Origin of the sequence: Comamonas aquatica (genome assembly GCF_018064205.1) — a bacterium.
Lineage (GTDB): Bacteria > Pseudomonadota > Gammaproteobacteria > Burkholderiales > Burkholderiaceae_C > Comamonas > Comamonas aquatica.
This window is the reverse complement of sequence record NZ_CP072916.1, coordinates 2,083,006-2,099,000: the sequence shown is the minus strand read 5'-3', so window position 1 is coordinate 2,099,000 and position 15,995 is coordinate 2,083,006. Positions and strand designations below refer to the sequence as shown.

The 15,995-nt window shown below is 60.0% G+C and carries 11 protein-coding genes and 7 tRNA genes; 13 read left to right on the top strand and 5 right to left on the bottom strand.

From position 1 onward, the window contains the following. Positions 1 to 398: 398 nt before the first annotated feature. The 13 genes from tig to KAQ61_RS09915 all read left to right on the top strand — a co-directional run bounded on the left by tig (position 399) and on the right by KAQ61_RS09915 (position 8,950). A complete protein-coding gene (gene tig / locus KAQ61_RS09975; protein WP_043384835.1) occupies positions 399 to 1,709 on the top strand; it encodes a trigger factor in 1,311 nt (436 codons plus the stop codon). 143 nt (positions 1,710 to 1,852) lie between these two features. Next, positions 1,853 to 2,461 (top strand): ATP-dependent Clp endopeptidase proteolytic subunit ClpP, encoded by a 609-nt coding sequence (clpP, locus tag KAQ61_RS09970; protein WP_042420295.1) that lies wholly within the window; start codon positions 1,853 to 1,855, stop codon positions 2,459 to 2,461. Between the two features lie 104 nt (positions 2,462 to 2,565). After that, entirely contained in the window at positions 2,566 to 3,828 is a 1,263-nt protein-coding gene (gene clpX / locus KAQ61_RS09965; protein ID WP_043384832.1) for an ATP-dependent Clp protease ATP-binding subunit ClpX, read from the top strand. 132 nt (positions 3,829 to 3,960) lie between these two features. Further along, the gene (lon, locus tag KAQ61_RS09960; RefSeq protein ID WP_210929067.1) at positions 3,961 to 6,408 is read left to right on the top strand and encodes an endopeptidase La; all 2,448 of its coding nucleotides are present in this window, start codon (positions 3,961 to 3,963) and stop codon (positions 6,406 to 6,408) included. 108 nt (positions 6,409 to 6,516) lie between these two features. Then, a tRNA-Gly gene (locus KAQ61_RS09955) sits at positions 6,517 to 6,592 on the top strand. A 34-nt stretch (positions 6,593 to 6,626) separates the two neighbouring features. Further along, positions 6,627 to 6,702 (top strand) — tRNA-Gly (locus KAQ61_RS09950). A gap of 34 nt (positions 6,703 to 6,736) precedes the next feature. Beyond that, a tRNA-Gly gene (locus tag KAQ61_RS09945) sits at positions 6,737 to 6,812 on the top strand. Positions 6,813 to 6,846: 34 nt separating this feature from the next. Continuing rightward, positions 6,847 to 6,922 (top strand) — tRNA-Gly (locus tag KAQ61_RS09940). Between the two features lie 31 nt (positions 6,923 to 6,953). Beyond that, positions 6,954 to 7,027, top strand: a tRNA-Cys gene (locus KAQ61_RS09935). A 4-nt stretch (positions 7,028 to 7,031) separates the two neighbouring features. Beyond that, a tRNA-Gly gene (locus KAQ61_RS09930) sits at positions 7,032 to 7,107 on the top strand. A gap of 94 nt (positions 7,108 to 7,201) precedes the next feature. Then, positions 7,202 to 7,291 (top strand) — tRNA-Leu (locus KAQ61_RS09925). Between the two features lie 433 nt (positions 7,292 to 7,724). Then, a complete protein-coding gene (locus KAQ61_RS09920; protein WP_210931840.1) occupies positions 7,725 to 8,360 on the top strand; it encodes a DUF6806 family protein in 636 nt (211 codons plus the stop codon). 56 nt (positions 8,361 to 8,416) lie between these two features. Next, positions 8,417 to 8,950: a YgjP-like metallopeptidase domain-containing protein gene (locus tag KAQ61_RS09915; protein ID WP_210929066.1), complete on the top strand. Its 534-nt coding sequence runs from the start codon at positions 8,417 to 8,419 to the stop codon at positions 8,948 to 8,950. A gap of 73 nt (positions 8,951 to 9,023) precedes the next feature. Here the strand turns inward: KAQ61_RS09915 and KAQ61_RS09910 are convergent, their stop codons facing one another. The 5 genes from KAQ61_RS09910 to proV form a co-directional block, all read right to left on the bottom strand. Further along, entirely contained in the window at positions 9,024 to 11,282 is a 2,259-nt protein-coding gene (locus tag KAQ61_RS09910; RefSeq protein WP_042412985.1) for a sensor domain-containing protein, read from the bottom strand. A 167-nt stretch (positions 11,283 to 11,449) separates the two neighbouring features. Further along, entirely contained in the window at positions 11,450 to 12,139 is a 690-nt protein-coding gene (locus KAQ61_RS09905; protein ID WP_210929065.1) for a DUF3334 family protein, read from the bottom strand. A gap of 124 nt (positions 12,140 to 12,263) precedes the next feature. Next, complete coding sequence (gene proX, locus KAQ61_RS09900; protein ID WP_210929064.1) at positions 12,264 to 13,280, bottom strand: glycine betaine/L-proline ABC transporter substrate-binding protein ProX; 1,017 nt, start codon at positions 13,278 to 13,280, stop codon at positions 12,264 to 12,266. A 77-nt stretch (positions 13,281 to 13,357) separates the two neighbouring features. Next, positions 13,358 to 14,467, bottom strand: coding sequence for a glycine betaine/L-proline ABC transporter permease ProW (gene proW, locus KAQ61_RS09895; protein WP_210929063.1), 1,110 nt, complete (start codon positions 14,465 to 14,467; stop codon positions 13,358 to 13,360). After that, on the bottom strand, positions 14,460 to 15,794 hold the full coding sequence (gene proV / locus KAQ61_RS09890; RefSeq protein WP_210929062.1) for a glycine betaine/L-proline ABC transporter ATP-binding protein ProV: 1,335 nt from the start codon (positions 15,792 to 15,794) through the stop codon (positions 14,460 to 14,462). Before proV ends, proW begins: the two co-directional genes overlap by 8 nt. Positions 15,795 to 15,995: the final 201 nt, after the last annotated feature.

The following is a 15,995-nucleotide window of genomic DNA, read 5'->3' as shown; positions in this document are numbered from 1 at the left end:
TGCCAGCCTTAAAACTTGCTGTGAGTTTTTGGGAGCTATCAACAACAGGGATTTGGCTGTTGAAGTGTGCTAGCAGGCTGCTCAGAGCCATAAATGTCTCTTAATTTCATCCTGATGCGTGCTCTAACGTGAAATCTTTGGGAAACGCCAATTTGATTGGCTTTCATGGTTAGAATAGAAGGCTAATTTAACCTCGAAGCGTGGGGTTGGGGATGCTTTGTTTTGAAAAAGTCGTTTAAAATCAATGACTTACAAGATTTAGGTCCTGACGCCAGCAATGGTGTGGGGGTTCGAGTCCCCCCCCGCGCACCACATTCCAGTGAGACTATGCGGAATACGGTGCAGGCTGTGAACTGCAGCCGGCTCGGTCCACTACTTTCCCCGAATTAGGAATCACCATGGCCGTTACAGTTGAAACTCTCGAGAAGCTTGAGCGCAAAATCACGCTGAGCCTGCCCCTCGCTGCGATCCAGACCGAAGTTGAAGCGCGTCTGAAGAAGGTTGCACGCACTGTGAAGATGGACGGTTTCCGTCCTGGCAAGGTGCCCATGAATGTGGTGGCGCAGCGTTATGGCTACTCAGTCCAGTATGAAGTGCTGAACGACAAGGTGGGCGAGGCTTTTGCACAGGCTGTGGCCGAGACCGGTCTGCGCGTGGCAGGTCAGCCTCGTATTTCCGAAAAGGAAGGCGCTGCCGAAGGTCATGCCGATTTCGAAGCCGTGTTCGAAGTGTTTCCTGAAGTGAAGATCGGTGATCTGGCCGGTGCGGCAGTGGAAAAGCTGACCGCCGAGGTGGATGACGCCGCCATCGAGAAGACCCTGGACATCCTGCGCAAGCAGCGCCGCACTTTCGCCCAGCGTGCAGCCGATGAAGCCGCTGTGGATGGCGACCGCGTGACCGTGGACTTTGAAGGCAAGATCGACGGCGAAGCATTTGCCGGCGGCAAGGCTGAAGGCTTCCAGTTCCTGGTGGGTGAAGGCCAGATGCTCAAGGAGTTCGAAGACGCTGTGCGTGGCATGAAGGCGGGCGAGTCCAAGACTTTCCCTTTGGCCTTCCCTGAGGACTACCATGGCAAGGATGTGGCTGGCAAGACGGCCGACTTCTTGGTGACTGTCAACAAGCTGGAAGCTGCACACCTGCCCGAAGTCAACGAGGCGCTGGTGAAGTCGCTGGGCATTGCTGATGGCAGCGTGGAAGCTCTGCGCGCAGACATCAAGAAGAACCTGGAGCGTGAAGTGAAGTTCCGCCTGCAGGCCCGCAACAAGCAAGCTGTGATGGATGCCCTGGTGTCGGTTGCCGAGCTGGATCTGCCCAAGGCGTCTGTGCAAGCTGAAGTGGCCCGTCTGATGGAAGGCGCGCGCGCTGACCTGAAGCAACGCGGCATCAAGGATGCGGACAAGGCTGAAATTCCTGAAGACATCTTCCTGCCCCAAGCTGAGCGCCGTGTGCGCCTGGGCTTGGTGGTGGCTGAACTGGTCAAGACCAACAAGCTGGAAGCCACTCCTGAGCAACTGAAGGCCCACGTGGACGAGCTGGCTGCTTCCTATGAGAAGCCTGAAGAGGTGGTGCGTTGGTACTTCGGTGATCGCCAACGTCTGGCGGAAGTGGAAGCTGTTGTGATTGAAAACAACGTGACCGAATTTGTGCTGGGCAAGGCCAAGGTCAGCGACAAGGCAGTGTCGTTTGAAGAACTGATGGGTCAAGCGTAATCAAGCTGGCTTGCTGCCACATCTGCCTTGAGAAGGTGGGTTTGGCCTAAAAAGTTCTGATTCCGGGGCTTGTGCTTTCGAGTGCAGGCCCCATTTCATTTCTTGGTTACAGTATTTGTTCTGTTCCATCGTATGGAGAAAACATGAGCGCATTGGATATGCAAGGTTTGGGTATGGTGCCCATGGTGATTGAGCAGTCAGGCCGTGGTGAGCGGTCCTATGACATCTATTCCCGCTTGCTCAAAGAGCGCGTGATTTTTTTGGTGGGTCCGGTGAATGACCAGACGGCCAATCTGGTGGTGGCGCAGTTGCTGTTCCTGGAGAGCGAGAATCCTGACAAGGACATTTCCTTCTACATCAACAGCCCCGGTGGTTCGGTAAGTGCAGGCATGGCGATTTTTGATACCATGAACTTCATCAAGCCCGATGTGTCCACGCTGTGCTGCGGTATGGCTGCCAGCATGGGGGCTTTCCTGCTGTCTGCAGGCGCCAAGGGCAAGCGATTTGCCTTGCCCAACTCGCAGGTCATGATCCACCAGCCATTGGGTGGCGCCCAGGGTCAGGCAACGGAAATCGAGATCCATGCCCGCGAAATTCTGAAGACACGCGAGCGTCTGAACAAACTCTTGGCCGAGCAGACGGGCCAGCCGCTGGAAAAAATCCAGCACGACACCGAGCGTGACTACTTCCTGTCGGCGCACGAAGCCAAAGACTATGGCTTGGTCGACAGCGTGATCGAAAAGCGCGTGTAACACACGGCGCTGCTAGGCAGCAGGCGGCGCTTTCCCCTTCGGATAGCGCCGTTTTTTCATTGCTATCATCCTCTCTCTATTGACGTAAACAAGGCGTAGCCCCCATGGCCGAGAAAAAAGGCACATCCAGCGAAAAGAACCTCTATTGCACCTTCTGCGGCAAGAGCCAGCACGAGGTCAAAAAGCTGATTGCTGGTCCGTCCGTCTTCATCTGCGATGAATGCATTGACTTGTGCAATGAAATCATCCGTGATGAAGTGCCGGGCAATAGCCCACGCGAAGCGCGTGGAGATCTGCCTACGCCTGCAGAAATCAAGGCCAATCTCGACAACTATGTGATCGACCAGGAGCAGGCCAAGCGCACGTTGGCGGTGGCGGTCTATAACCACTACAAGCGTCTGAACCACAAGGACAAAGCAGGTAAGGACGATGTGGAGCTGTCGAAAAGCAATATTTTGCTGATCGGTCCCACGGGTTCGGGCAAGACCTTGCTGGCGCAAACCTTGGCGCGGCAGCTCGATGTGCCTTTCGTCATGGCCGATGCAACGACCTTGACCGAGGCGGGCTATGTGGGTGAGGACGTTGAAAACATCGTTCAGAAGCTGCTGCAAAGCTGCGACTACAACATTGAGCGCGCCCAGCGTGGCATCGTCTACATCGATGAAATCGACAAGATCTCGCGCAAGTCCGACAACCCCAGCATCACCCGGGATGTGTCCGGTGAAGGCGTACAGCAAGCATTGCTGAAGCTGATCGAGGGCACCATGGCCAGTGTGCCCCCGCAAGGCGGGCGCAAGCACCCCAACCAAGATTTTCTGCAGGTTGATACCACCAACATCCTGTTCATTTGCGGCGGTGCGTTCCAAGGCCTGGAAAAAGTGATTGAAAACCGGACGGAGGCATCGGGGATCGGTTTCGGGGCCGCCGTGCGCAGCAAGGCCAATCGTTCGTTGACCGAGCTGTTCCGCGAGATTGAGCCGGAAGACCTGATCAAGTTCGGCATCATCCCCGAGCTCGTGGGGCGTATGCCGGTTGTGACGGCGCTGACCGAATTGAACGAAGAAGCTTTGGTGCGCATCTTGACCGAGCCCAAGAATGCGCTGGTGAAGCAATTCAGTAAGCTGCTGGCCATGGAGGGTGTGGAGCTGGAAGTGCGTCCTGCCGCGCTGGGGGCGATTGCCCGCAAGGCGATCGCCCGCAAGACCGGCGCACGTGGATTGCGCTCCATTCTGGAGCAGTCCTTGCTGAGCACCATGTTCGAGTTGCCGAATCTTGAAAATGTAGAGAAGGTGGTGGTGGAGGAGTCCACCATCGCTGAAGGCAAGACTCCTTTGCTGGTGTACCGAGAAGCCGCAAAGAAAGCTTGAGTGAAATCGGATCGAGCTACTGGTGCGTACGGGTGTTCGTGCCGTGGCTCAAGCTGGCAGGTGCAAGCTGCCTGCAGCAGTGCAATTGATTAGTCAGCGTCCGCAATGCGGCGCTGGCGAGTAAGGAGTTCCATGTCTGGATCAACGGAGTTGTCAGTCAACGAGCGTGCGCAACTGCCACTGTTGCCTTTGCGCGATGTGGTGGTGTTCCCGCATATGGTGATTCCGCTGTTTGTGGGCCGTGCCAAGAGCATCAAAGCTCTGGAACTGGCCATGGAGGCGGATCGTCGCATCATGCTGGTGGCGCAGAAAACAGCGTCCAAGGATGAGCCCGCAGTCTCCGATCTGTTCGAGGTCGGAAGCATTTCAACCATTTTGCAAATGCTCAAGCTGCCCGACGGCACGGTCAAGGTGTTGGTGGAAGGGCAGCAGCGCGCCAAGTTGTTGGATGTGCAGGATCAGGAGACGCATTTCGTGGCTGCTTGTGTGCCCATGGATGCTGGCGAGCCTGTGGCGGATGCGAGTGAAGTGGAGGCGTTGCGCCGCGCTGTCTCGCAGCAGTTCGATCAGTACGTCAAGCTGAACAAGAAGATTCCCTCTGAAATCCTGACGTCGATTGCCGGGATTGATGATGCGGGTCGTTTGGCCGACACGATTGCGGCGCATTTGCCTTTGAAACTGGACCACAAGCAGTTGGTTCTGAATCTGGCAAACGTGAAAGAGCGGCTGGAGAATCTTTTCGAGCAACTGGAGCGCGAAGTCGATATCCTGAATGTCGACAAGAAAATCCGTGGTCGCGTCAAGCGCCAGATGGAGAAGAACCAGCGCGATTTTTATTTGAACGAGCAGGTCAAAGCGATTCAGAAGGAGTTGGGCGAGGGCGAGGATGGCGCCGATCTCGAGGAGATCGAGAAGAAGATCAAGGCCGCTAGGATGCCTGCAGAGGCGCGCAAGAAAGCCGAAGCGGAGTTCAAGAAGCTCAAGCTGATGTCGCCCATGTCCGCCGAAGCCACGGTGGTGCGCAACTACATCGATGTGTTGACAGGCTTGCCCTGGTCGAAAAAGACCAAGATCAAGCATGATCTGGCGAATGCTGAAGAGGTGCTGAACGCTGACCACTTTGGCCTGGAAAAGGTCAAGGATCGCATTCTGGAATATCTTGCCGTGCAGCAGCGTGTGGACAAGGTCAAAGCGCCCATTTTGTGCCTGGTCGGGCCACCCGGGGTGGGCAAGACCTCGCTGGGGCAGTCGATCGCCAAGGCGACGGGGCGCAAGTATGTCCGTATGGCCCTGGGCGGCATGCGCGACGAGGCGGAAATTCGTGGGCACCGCCGGACCTACATCGGTGCGATGCCCGGCAAGGTCTTGCAAAGCTTGGAGAAGGTCGGAACGCGCAATCCGCTGTTCCTGCTCGACGAGATCGACAAGCTGGGCATGGACTTTCGCGGGGATCCCTCCAGCGCTTTGCTGGAAGTGCTGGATCCGGAGCAGAACAATGCCTTTGGCGATCACTACGTGGAGGTGAACTTCGACCTGAGCGACGTGATGTTCGTGGCAACGTCCAATTCCATGAATATTCCTCCAGCGCTGCTGGATCGCATGGAAGTGATTCGTCTGTCTGGCTACACGGAAGACGAAAAGCTCAATATTGCCAAGCGGTACCTGCTGCCCAAGCAGATCTCCAACAATGGCCTGAAAGAAGGTGAGCTCGAGGTCAAGGACGATGCCATCCGTGACATCGTTCGCTACTACACGCGTGAAGCGGGGGTACGCTCTTTGGAGCGTGAGCTGTCGAAAATCTGCCGTAAGGTCGTCAAGGGCTTGCAGCTGAAGCAGCTCAAGCCCAAGGTGATTGTCAAGGCGGCAAATCTTGATGACTATCTGGGTGTCCACAAATTTACCTACGGACGTGCCGAGCAGCTCAATCAAGTGGGGCAGGTGGTGGGGCTGGCCTGGACCGAGGTGGGGGGCGATTTGCTGACCATAGAGGCAGCGACCATGCCCGGGAAAGGCAATATCCTGCGTACGGGCTCGCTGGGCGATGTCATGAAAGAGTCTGTCGAGGCTGCGCGGACCGTGGTTCGTAGCCGTGCGCGCATGCTCGGGATTGAAGATGCCGCTTTCGAAAAGCGCGACATCCACGTGCATGTGCCCGATGGCGCAACCCCCAAGGATGGTCCCAGCGCAGGTGCTGCCATGACGACGGCCTTCGTGTCGGCATTGACTGGCATTCCGGTGCGCGCCGATGCCGCAATGACTGGTGAAATCACTTTGCGAGGGGAAGTGACCGCGATTGGCGGCTTGAAGGAAAAGCTGCTGGCCGCATTGCGCGGTGGCATCAAAACGGTCCTCATCCCCCAGGAGAACGTGAAGGACCTGCAAGAGATACCGGCGAACGTCAAGGCCGAGCTGGAAATCGTTCCTGTGCGCTGGATCGATGAGGTGCTCAGGGTTGCCCTGGAGCGCATGCCCGTCGCATTGGATGAAGAAGTCGCAGCTGTCCCGCCGGCAGCCGTGGTGGCCACCAAGTCCGTGGTGCGCAAGCCTGCAGCCAAGAAGACGCGGGCAGTGAAGCATTGATGAAATTTTGTAGCGCTGTTTTCTGGAGTGTCAAAAAATTGCGCTACAATTCATGCCATCGCATCGGTGCTTTAGATTCTGTTGTAGAATTTAGGGCTTCGTTGATAAGCGGGAATAGCTCAGTTGGTAGAGCGATACCTTGCCAAGGTATAGGTCGTCGGTTCGAACCCGATTTCCCGCTCCAGGTTTTTTGGCTCTTTCAAGCAATTGAAAGATTCGCGGGAATAGCTCAGTTGGTAGAGCGATACCTTGCCAAGGTATAGGTCGTCGGTTCGAACCCGATTTCCCGCTCCAGGTTTTTTGGCTCTTTCAAGCAATTGAAAGATTCGCGGGAATAGCTCAGTTGGTAGAGCGATACCTTGCCAAGGTATAGGTCGTCGGTTCGAACCCGATTTCCCGCTCCAGGTTTTTTGGCTCTTTCAAGTAATTGAAAGATTCGCGGGAATAGCTCAGTTGGTAGAGCGATACCTTGCCAAGGTATAGGTCGTCGGTTCGAACCCGATTTCCCGCTCCAGTTCAGGTGGCCGTCACAAGCTTCCAGGTTAGGCGCGATAGCAAAGCGGTTATGCAACGGATTGCAAATCCGTCTAGTCCGGTTCGACTCCGGATCGCGCCTCCAAAATGCGGGAATAGCTCAGTTGGTAGAGCGATACCTTGCCAAGGTATAGGTCGTCGGTTCGAACCCGATTTCCCGCTCCAATTCAAAAAGGGAAGCAGCAGCTTCCCTTTTTTCATGTGTGTGCAGTCTGAAGCATGGCGGGAAGATCGGTTATGCTCGCGGGTTTGCAACAGTGCCCCGGTGGTGAAATTGGTAGACACATCGGACTTAAAATCCGCCGCCTATTAAAACGGCGTGCCGGTTCGATTCCGGCCCGGGGCACCACGAACACTGCAAGACTGTGCAGCAATTGCACAAACCCATATAAATCAAGGCCCTGCGGGGCCTTTTCTTTTGCTGCAGTGCATCCGCTGCACTGTTTTGTACAGCGCGTGCCCCCAATTTCCCCCACTTGTTCCCCCAATTTATGGCAACCCTCAAAAAAACGGCTGCTGGAACCTGGCGCATCCAGATCGAGGTGCTCACCGAGTGATGTTGACACGCTGACCGCATCGTCATGGGGCCTTGCTGCTTCCATGCAAGATGGGGGTGTTTTGCGTGTCACGGCATCTTGACCATGTGGTGGCTCTTGGTCTGCAGGTGGAAATTGCGGGCAATCTGCAGATCGCTCGGTGAGGGTGGGTAGGCGTGCGACAATCCTCAACTGATTATTTTGTGTGTCTGCGTCTTGCAGGCGCACGCTCGTGTGAAGAAAACAATGCCAAGCTATAACGCGCCCTTTGAAATCCATGTGCATGGACAGGTGCAACTGCGTGCAGATGTGACGTTTGATCAGTTGCAGGAAGCGCTCAAGCCGCTGTGGTCGTATGCCGGGGCACGCTCTTTGGCGGCTGGCGCGGCCAGTGCGTATGAAGAAGAGCCGGGCATCCAGTTCAACACCAAGGATGCGCTCTTGCAAATGTGCTGGACGGTGTCTGGTGACGAGGACTTCCGACAGTCCCTGGACGACATGTGCATGGGGCTAAACGAGTTGGCCGAAACGGGTGCAGCCATTGAAGTGACCTTCTACGATGCTGAGTTTGACGAGGAGGATGGCGACCGCTCCGACGAGGCCCGCGATGACTTCGTGATGCTGTTTGTGGGGCCCAATCCTGCTGCCATCATGAAAGTTCAGCGTGACATGCTGGTGCAGGACGTGATTCACACCATGGAGCGCCACTTCGATGCCTCCGAGCTGGTGGGTGTTGTGGCCGAAATCGACAAGCTGTTCATGCAGCGTTTCGACAGCCTGATCAGCTCGCTGGAAATCGGCAAGCTGCCTCCCCGGGGGGGGAGCAACGGTCCCCGTAATGGCGGGGGCAGTGGTGGTCGACGTCCACGCCACTTGCATTGACCCTTTCCCTGATCAACCCAACCCGGCTGTGCCGGGTTTTTTCTTGAGGCACTTTCGTGGCATCTTTATTGCCCTATCTGCAGGCCTACCCTGCGGGGCTGCAGCAGCAGGTGGCCCAGTTGCTGGCTGTGCCGCAGGGCATTGAGCAGTGGTTGCTGCGTCGCCATCCGCAGGCCCATGCATTGCGCTCGGACAAGGCGCTGTATGCCTATGTGGATGCGCTGAAGACCTCACGCCTGCGCAAGGCGGGCGTGCTGCACAGCGTGGCGTATGACAACAAGCTGCACGTGATGCGCAATGCCTTGGGCCTGCACACCCGCAAGGCGGTGGTGCAGGGCGGGCGCTTGAATGCGCGGCACGAGATCCGGATCGCATCGCTGTTCAAGCAGATGCCCGAGCCGTTCCTCAAAATGATCGTGGCCCATGAGTTGGCGCATTTGCGTGAGTCGGATCACGACAAGAATTTTTATGCCTTGTGCTGCCACCTGGAGCCTGAGTACCACCAGCTGGAGTTCGAGGTGCGGGTGTACCTGACGCACCTGGATGCCGGCGGTCCGCGCCTATGGGTGCCGCTGGAAGCCAGCCCCTGACCGCTCTGTCCGTCGACTGCCAGTCCGGCCTGCAAGGGCATGGGGTGCCTGTGCTGTTAGGGGCAAACGGCGTTCAACGCGCCTGTGTGTTCGACGCTTGGGGTGTGATCCAGGGCTGGTAGGAGCTCAGCAGCGCGTGAATCTGCGACGCTGGCAGGGGGCGGCTGAACAGATAGCCCTGGGCCTCATCACAGCCTTGTTCGCGCAGGAACTCCAGCTGGGCCGCGGTTTCCACGCCTTCCGCTGTGGTCTGCATGCCCAGTGCCTGTGCCATGCGGATGATGGCGCTCACGATGGCGCGATCGTTGCTGTCATGGTCCAGGTCGTGCACGAACGACTGGTCGATCTTGAGCTTGTAGATCTGGAAGCGTTTGAGCTGGCTCAGTGATGAATAACCGGTACCGAAGTCGTCCATCGACAGCCAGACGCCGCGCTCCCGCAGGGCGTCCATGGTCTGGGTGGCAGCCTGGGGGTCGTGCACGGCAACGCCCTCGGTTAGTTCCAGCTCCAGGGCGGTGGCGGGAATGTCGGACTCCTGCAGGATGCGCCCCACCAGCTCTGGCAACTGGGGCTGGTGGAACTGGATGGCCGACAGGTTGACCGCCACTTTCAGGTGCGGGAAGCCTGCCTGGTGCCAGGCTTGCAATTGCGCAATCGCATTCTTGAGGACCCATTCCCCGATCTGCAGAATCTGGCCACTGTCTTCGGCCACCGGAATGAATTCGGCCGGAGAAATGGCGCCCAGCTCGGCCTGTTGCCAGCGCAGCAGGGCTTCGACGCTGCGTATCTCCCCGGTGTGCAGGCAGATTTGCGGCTGGTAGTGCAGGGTGAACTCATTGCGCTCCAGCGCCCGGCGCATGGCGTTTTCCAGTTGCAGGGCGCGCACCGATTTGGCATGCATCTGCGGCGTGAAGAAGCGGTAGGTGTTGCGCCCCTCTAGTTTTGCGTGGTACATCGCGACATCGGCAGATTGCGTCAGGCTGTCGATGTCCTGCCCATCCTGCGGAAACAGCGCGATGCCCATGGAGGGGGCCATGCTGAGTTCGTGGTGGCCGATCTGGTAGGGCTGGCGCGAGGCTTCCTGCAACTTCCCGGCCACGCGGGCTGCCCCCTGGGCGTTGGCGCCGGGCAGCAGCAGCACGAACTCATCGCCGCCCAGGCGGGCCACGGTGTCTTTTTCGCGCACCACGGCCCGCAGGCGCTTGGCGATCTGCTCGAGCAGGGCGTCGCCCACCTTGTGGCCCAGCGAGTCATTGACGTGCTTGAAGCGGTCTAGGTCCAGAAAGATCACTGCCAGTGGGCTGCTGTTGGCCTGGGCCGTGGCGATTGCGGCCTTGCTGCGCTCTGCCAGCAGTGCCCGGTTGGGCAGGCCAGTCAGCGGGTCATAGTGCGCCATCCAGTGGATGCGCTCCTGCACCCGCTTACGGTCTTCCACCTCCTGGTGCAGGGTCTGGATGGTGACGCTGAGCTCGTTGGTGCGTTCGTGGACCAGGCTTTCCAGCTCGGCCTGCGTCTGTGTGAGGATGGCCTGGATGTGCTTGCGTTCGGTGATGTCCACCAGGATCCAGACTTCGCCCTGGCTGTGGTCCAGCGGGTCCACCCAGCGGCTGCGTGCCTCGCATTCGATGAGCTGCCCCTGCTTGTGGCGCAGCGTGATTTCACCTTCGAAGTTGCCGTGGCTGCTGGCGGCCACCTCGCTCAAGACTTCCAGTGGCGAGGTGGCATGACGCAGGGTCGCCGGCACATTCGCGAGCTGGATCAGCTCTTCGGCCTCGTAGCCCAGCATGCTGGCCAGGTGCGGGTTACAGCGGCTGGGGGTGCCGCGACGCCAGTACACGATGCCGACGGCCGCGGTCTCGAACAGCAACTGCTTCTCGCGCAGGGTGGCGGTCAGCAGGGCCTTGCGACGGCATTCTTCATCGATGTCGTCAATGATCCAGATGGAACCTTCCTGCGGGGCCGTCGGGTTGATGAGGTGGCCGGTCAGGCTGGCCCAGAACAGGTGACCGCTGCGGCGTCGCAGCCGGCGTTCGGTCTTGAAGGTTTTTCCATCGATGAGGCTGTCTACGGCGGCACGCCCCAGGGCTTTGAAATCTTCCCGTGAGGCATGCAGGGTGGTGCTGCTGATGCCGATCGCCTGCTGCGAGTGCGCAAAGCCAAAAATTTTGGCGAAATGGTGGTTGCAACGGGCTACCACGCGGTGCTTGATGAAGGCAATGCCAACACCCGCGCTGTCCAGCAAGGTCTGCTGCTCGCGCAATAAGCGCTCGAGATCGGCATGTGCGGTCGCAAGTCTGGAGCTTTGCTGGACCGCATCCAAGGTCAGTGACATGGCAGACGCAGAGAGGAGATGGAAAAAGGAGTGACACAAATTATTGCAAATTGGCCGTGTGTGGTGTTTGCGCAAATGCAAACCTGGGGCCTGCAGCGTGGTTGTTCACGGCCCATGCATCAAAAAAGCCCCGCATGGCGGGGCTGGGCACGGGGCCAGATGGCAGCTTACATGCCCAGGGATTTGAGCAAGGCCTCGGTTTCCACGTCGGCGCTATCGGCTGCGGCGCTGCTGGCAGGGCGGCTGGGCTGCGAGGCCTGGGCAATGATGGCGTCGGGATCGACCACCTCGGCGGTGTCAAAGTCGTGCAGCTTGATGAATTCGGTATTGTCCACGGCCAGCTCCAGATAGAAGATGTTGTTGCTGGCGGTGTAGAAGGTGACGCGGCGGGCTTCCGGGTTGTCCAGATTGGCATCCACGCTCAGCTGCACCTGTTTGTTGAGCACCAGCATCTTGGGCTGGTTCTGTGTGATGTGGGTCTGCAGCTCGCGGCGCACCTTGCCCGTGAAGTCGCCCACCACCTGGTTCATCAGCTCGCCCATCACATTGCTGACTTCATCCGAGGTGTGGGAGCTGGCCAGATCGCTTTCCGACATGCCCATGTTCAGCAGGTAGCTGCGGTACAGCTCCATGGCGGCCGCGGCCGAGAAGTTGATGATCACCAGGCCTGAGAACCCCCCGTCGAACAGCACGAAGCAGCCGATATCGGGCTTGAGGTAGGTTTTCTTGATGCGTTGCACCATGCCGGAATACTGGATGTGGCAGGTGGTGGCGACGTTCAGGACGCGTGTGACGGAGTTGCACAGGCTGACCAGAAGTTCGTCAGTGCCTTGCACCAGGGAAGGGGTGTCGCTCATGGGGATGTGAAGGGAGGCTGGGTAACAGAGGGTGACCGATTATGGGCGCATTCTTCCCTGCTGCCCACACCCGCGGACGACGCAGGTGGGGTGCATCAAAAAAGGAGGCCGAAGCCTCCTGAAATCAGCGTGCCGCGGCACGGGCCTGTTGCAGCCAGCCGTCGAAGGTGGACTGGTGGGCCTTGATCCAGCCGTTGACATGGCGCTCGATGTCCGCGGGCTTGTTCTGGCCCTGGTTCATCATGTGGTTCTGGGCATTGATGTCGCCCACGGGCACTTGCATGACCTCGAACAGCTTGGCCGCGGCAGGGTTCTGCTCGGCCCAGGCCTTGTTGGCCACGATGTGCTGCTTGTTCACCACGAAGCCGTAGTTCTTGCCGTTGGGCAGCTTGGTGTCCACGCCCTTTTGCGCGCCCGGGGCCGAGGAGAAGGGCACCTCCAGCCAGACCACGTCCTTGCCGGGCTGCAGCACGTTGCTGACCCAGTACGGGGTCCAGGCGTAGTACAGGATGGGGTGGCCGGCCTTGTAGCGCGTGATGGTGTTGGCGATCAGGGCCGAGTAGGTGCCCTGCTGGTGCGTGACCGTGTCGCGCAGCTTGTAGGCGTCGAGGTGGTGCTCAATCATGGCCTCGCAGCCCCAGCCGGGGTTGCAGCCGGTCAGGTCGGCCTTGCCGTCACCGTCGGCATCGAACAGCTTGGCGATCTTGGGATCCTTGAGCTGTTCTACGTTGGTGATCTTGTAGGCGTCGGCGGTCTTCTTGTCGATCAGGTAGCCCTGGGCGGCATTGTCGGAGTACACGCCCTTGCGGTACAGCTTGGCATCTCCGCCGGCGTTCTTGTAGTAATCCGCGTGCAGGGGGTTCCAGTGCGAGGCGATGAAGGTGGCGTCGCCATTGCCGATGGCCAGGTGGGCCGTGGGGTACTCGACTTCCTTGATCGGTTGCACGTCGTAGCCCAGCTGTTCCAGGGCTTTCACGACCAGCAGGGTCTGGAAGGTTTCTTCGGCGATCGAGCTTTTCAGGGGCTGCACCTTGACGCCTTGGCCGGGCCGCTCATTGGCCTGGACGCTCAGGCAGCTCAGGGCCAGGGTGCTGGCAGCGACAGCAGCCAGGGTGCGCGTGGCGTGGGTGATGGATGTCATGGTCTCGTCCTCCTGGTTGAAAAAATAGGTCAAAAGTGCTGCTTACGCCCATGGAATAAGCGCAGGCAGCTATCGTTTCAGGAATTTTTGCGGGGCTTGAGCAGCCAGCCCAGCGGGCCGCGGTGCCACCAGCGCAGGCCGCCACGCTGGGGTTCGCCCATGGCCTGGGTGATGCGGTCCAGCACGATGGCCAGCAGCACGATGCCCAGGCCGCCGACGGTGGCCAGGCCCATGTCCAGGCGGCCGATGCCGCGCAGCACCATCTGGCCCAGGCCGCCGACGGCGATCATGGAAGCGATCACCACCATCGACAGCGACAGCATCAGCGCCTGGTTGATGCCGGCCATGATGTTGGGCATGGCCAGCGGCAGTTGCACCTTCCACAGCAGCTGCCAGGGCGAGGCCCCGTAGGCGCGGCTGGCTTCGATCAGGTCGGGGCGAACCTGGCGGATGCCCAGGTTGGTCAGGCGCACCAGCGGCGGAAGCGCGAAGATGATGGTCACGATGACCCCGGGCACGTTGCCGATGCCAAACAGCATCACCACCGGCACCAGGTAGACGAAGGCGGGCGTGGTCTGCATGGCGTCCAGCACCGGGCGTGTCCAGCGCTGGGCGCGGTCGCTGGCGGCAATCAGCACGCCCAGCGGCAGGCCAATCACGATGCAGAAGGCCAGCGAGGTCAGCACCAGCGACAGGGTGACCATGGCCTCGGGCCAGATGCCCAGTGCCGCAATCGCGATCAGCGACAGCGCGGTGCCGATCGCCAGGCCGCGCCCGGCAAACTGCCAGGCCACCAGGGCCACGAACAGGGTCAGCAGCGGCCAGGGCAGGGCCAGCATCAGTTGCTCCACCCCCGACAGGGTGGCATCGATCGGGGCGCGCACGGCCTGGAAGAAGGGGCGGAAGTTGTCCACCACCCAGCCCAGGCCCTGGTTGATCCAGGCCTCGATCGGCAGTCCATCGGTCTGCAGCTGCTCCCACAGGGACAGCGGTGCGTCGGGTGTGGCGCTGGCCGGGCTGGCCAGCCAGTCGGTGGCGGGAGCGGCGGCATCGGGCGCAGCGGCTGCGGCGCCCCAGGGATCGGTGGCGGTGGCCGGGGTGCTGGCGGCCGACCAGGGATCGGCGGCGGGCGCGGCGCTGGTGCTCCAGGGATCCTGGGTGGCGGCGTTCTGGTTCACTTCACTCATGCTTGTTCTCCTTGTCGGTGGCGGGCGCGTCCGAATGCTCGTGCAGCATCGCGGGGGTGTCCGCCTCCCCCGTGGGGAACAAGGGGTTGAGCGTGACGGGCGGTTGCACCGGTTGTGGCGGTGGCACCGGCGGGGTGTCGCGGTCCAGGAAGCGCATCATGGTGGTGCGGCTGATGACGCCCAGGAATTTGCGGTCCTCGCCCAGCACCGGCAGCGGGCAGGGGGCGGTGGTCATGGGGCCGAACAGGTCCGCCACCGGCGTCGCGGCATCGATCGGCACCACGTTGTCGATGAAGGCGTGCTGCAGGCCCAGCATGCCGTCGCGGCCATGCAGGGCGTCGCGCAGCGACTGGGCAGAGACCACCCCCAGCAGGCGCCGGCGGGCGTTGAGCACGTAGGCGTGGTCGCGGTCCGAGTCTTCGATCAGGCGCAGTGCCGCGCGGCATCCGCGATCGTTGTGTTCGGACACGATGGTCAGGGCCTGGCGCGCAATGTCCGACGCCTTGAACACGGCGGCGGCATCCACGCCCTTGATGAAGCTGCGCACGTAGTCGTTGGCCGGGCTGCGCAGGATCTCGTCGGGCGTGCCGACCTGGATGACCTGGCCGTCCTTCATGATGGCAATGCGATCACCGATGCGCATGGCCTCGTCCAGATCGTGCGAGATGAAGACGATGGTGCGGCGCTTGGATTCCTGCAGGCGCAGCAGCTCGGACTGCATCTCGGTGCGGATGATGGGGTCCAGGGCGGAGAACGCCTCGTCCATCAGCAGGATGCTGGGGTCGGAGGCCAGGGCGCGGGCCAGGCCCACGCGCTGCTGCATGCCGCCGGACAGCTCGTCCGGGTAGCTGGCACCCCAGGCGCCCAGGCCGACCTGCTCCAGGGCTTCCTGGGCGGCCTTCTGGCGCGCGCCCTTGTCGACGCCGGCCATCTCCAGGCCGAAGGCCGTGTTGTCCAGCACGCTCATGTGCGGCATCAGGGCGAAGGACTGGAACACCATGGAGATGTCCTTGCGGCGCAGCGCACGCAGGTCCTTGTCGTTCAGCCCATTGATGTCCTGCCCGTCCACCACGATGCGGCCACTGGTGGGCTCGATCAAACGGTTGAGCATGCGCACCAGTGTCGACTTGCCGGAGCCGGACAGGCCCATGACGACGAAGATCTCCCCGGCTTCGATGGTGAAGTCGGCGTCGAACACACCGATCGATTGACCGGTACGTTCGAGGATTTGTTGCTTGGAAAGCCCTTGGCGCACCAGGTCCAAGGCCTGTTTTGGCTGATCGCCAAAGACCTTGAAGACGTTTTCGATGCGAATTTGTTTGGCCACTGGTTGTCCTCCCTTGAGTTGTTCTTGGGGGTTACACACAGTGCAGCCGCGTCACAAGCGAGGCTTGGACGGCCTACACGCGAAGCCGAAAGTCATGCCGACCGATGCACGGGCCGGGTTGCAGCAACCTGGCCGTCATGAAGGGTTTTAGACTGGGCCCGAATGGCACGCTGAAAGGTGCGCAAGGGCCGCAAGAGAGGG

Bases quoted from the DNA above. Each gene is read 5' to 3' on its own strand.
- tig (WP_043384835.1), top strand. From the start codon at position 399: ATGGCCGTTACAGTTGAAACTCTCGAGAAGCTTGAGCGCAAAATCACG.
- clpP (WP_042420295.1), top strand. From the start codon at position 1,853: ATGAGCGCATTGGATATGCAAGGTTTGGGTATGGTGCCCATGGTGATT.
- clpX (WP_043384832.1), top strand. From the start codon at position 2,566: ATGGCCGAGAAAAAAGGCACATCCAGCGAAAAGAACCTCTATTGCACC.
- lon (WP_210929067.1), top strand. From the start codon at position 3,961: ATGTCTGGATCAACGGAGTTGTCAGTCAACGAGCGTGCGCAACTGCCA.
- KAQ61_RS09920 (WP_210931840.1), top strand. From the start codon at position 7,725: ATGCCAAGCTATAACGCGCCCTTTGAAATCCATGTGCATGGACAGGTG.
- KAQ61_RS09910 (WP_042412985.1), bottom strand. From the start codon at position 11,282: ATGTCACTGACCTTGGATGCGGTCCAGCAAAGCTCCAGACTTGCGACC.
- KAQ61_RS09905 (WP_210929065.1), bottom strand. From the start codon at position 12,139: ATGAGCGACACCCCTTCCCTGGTGCAAGGCACTGACGAACTTCTGGTC.
- proX (WP_210929064.1), bottom strand. From the start codon at position 13,280: ATGACATCCATCACCCACGCCACGCGCACCCTGGCTGCTGTCGCTGCC.
- proW (WP_210929063.1), bottom strand. From the start codon at position 14,467: ATGAGTGAAGTGAACCAGAACGCCGCCACCCAGGATCCCTGGAGCACC.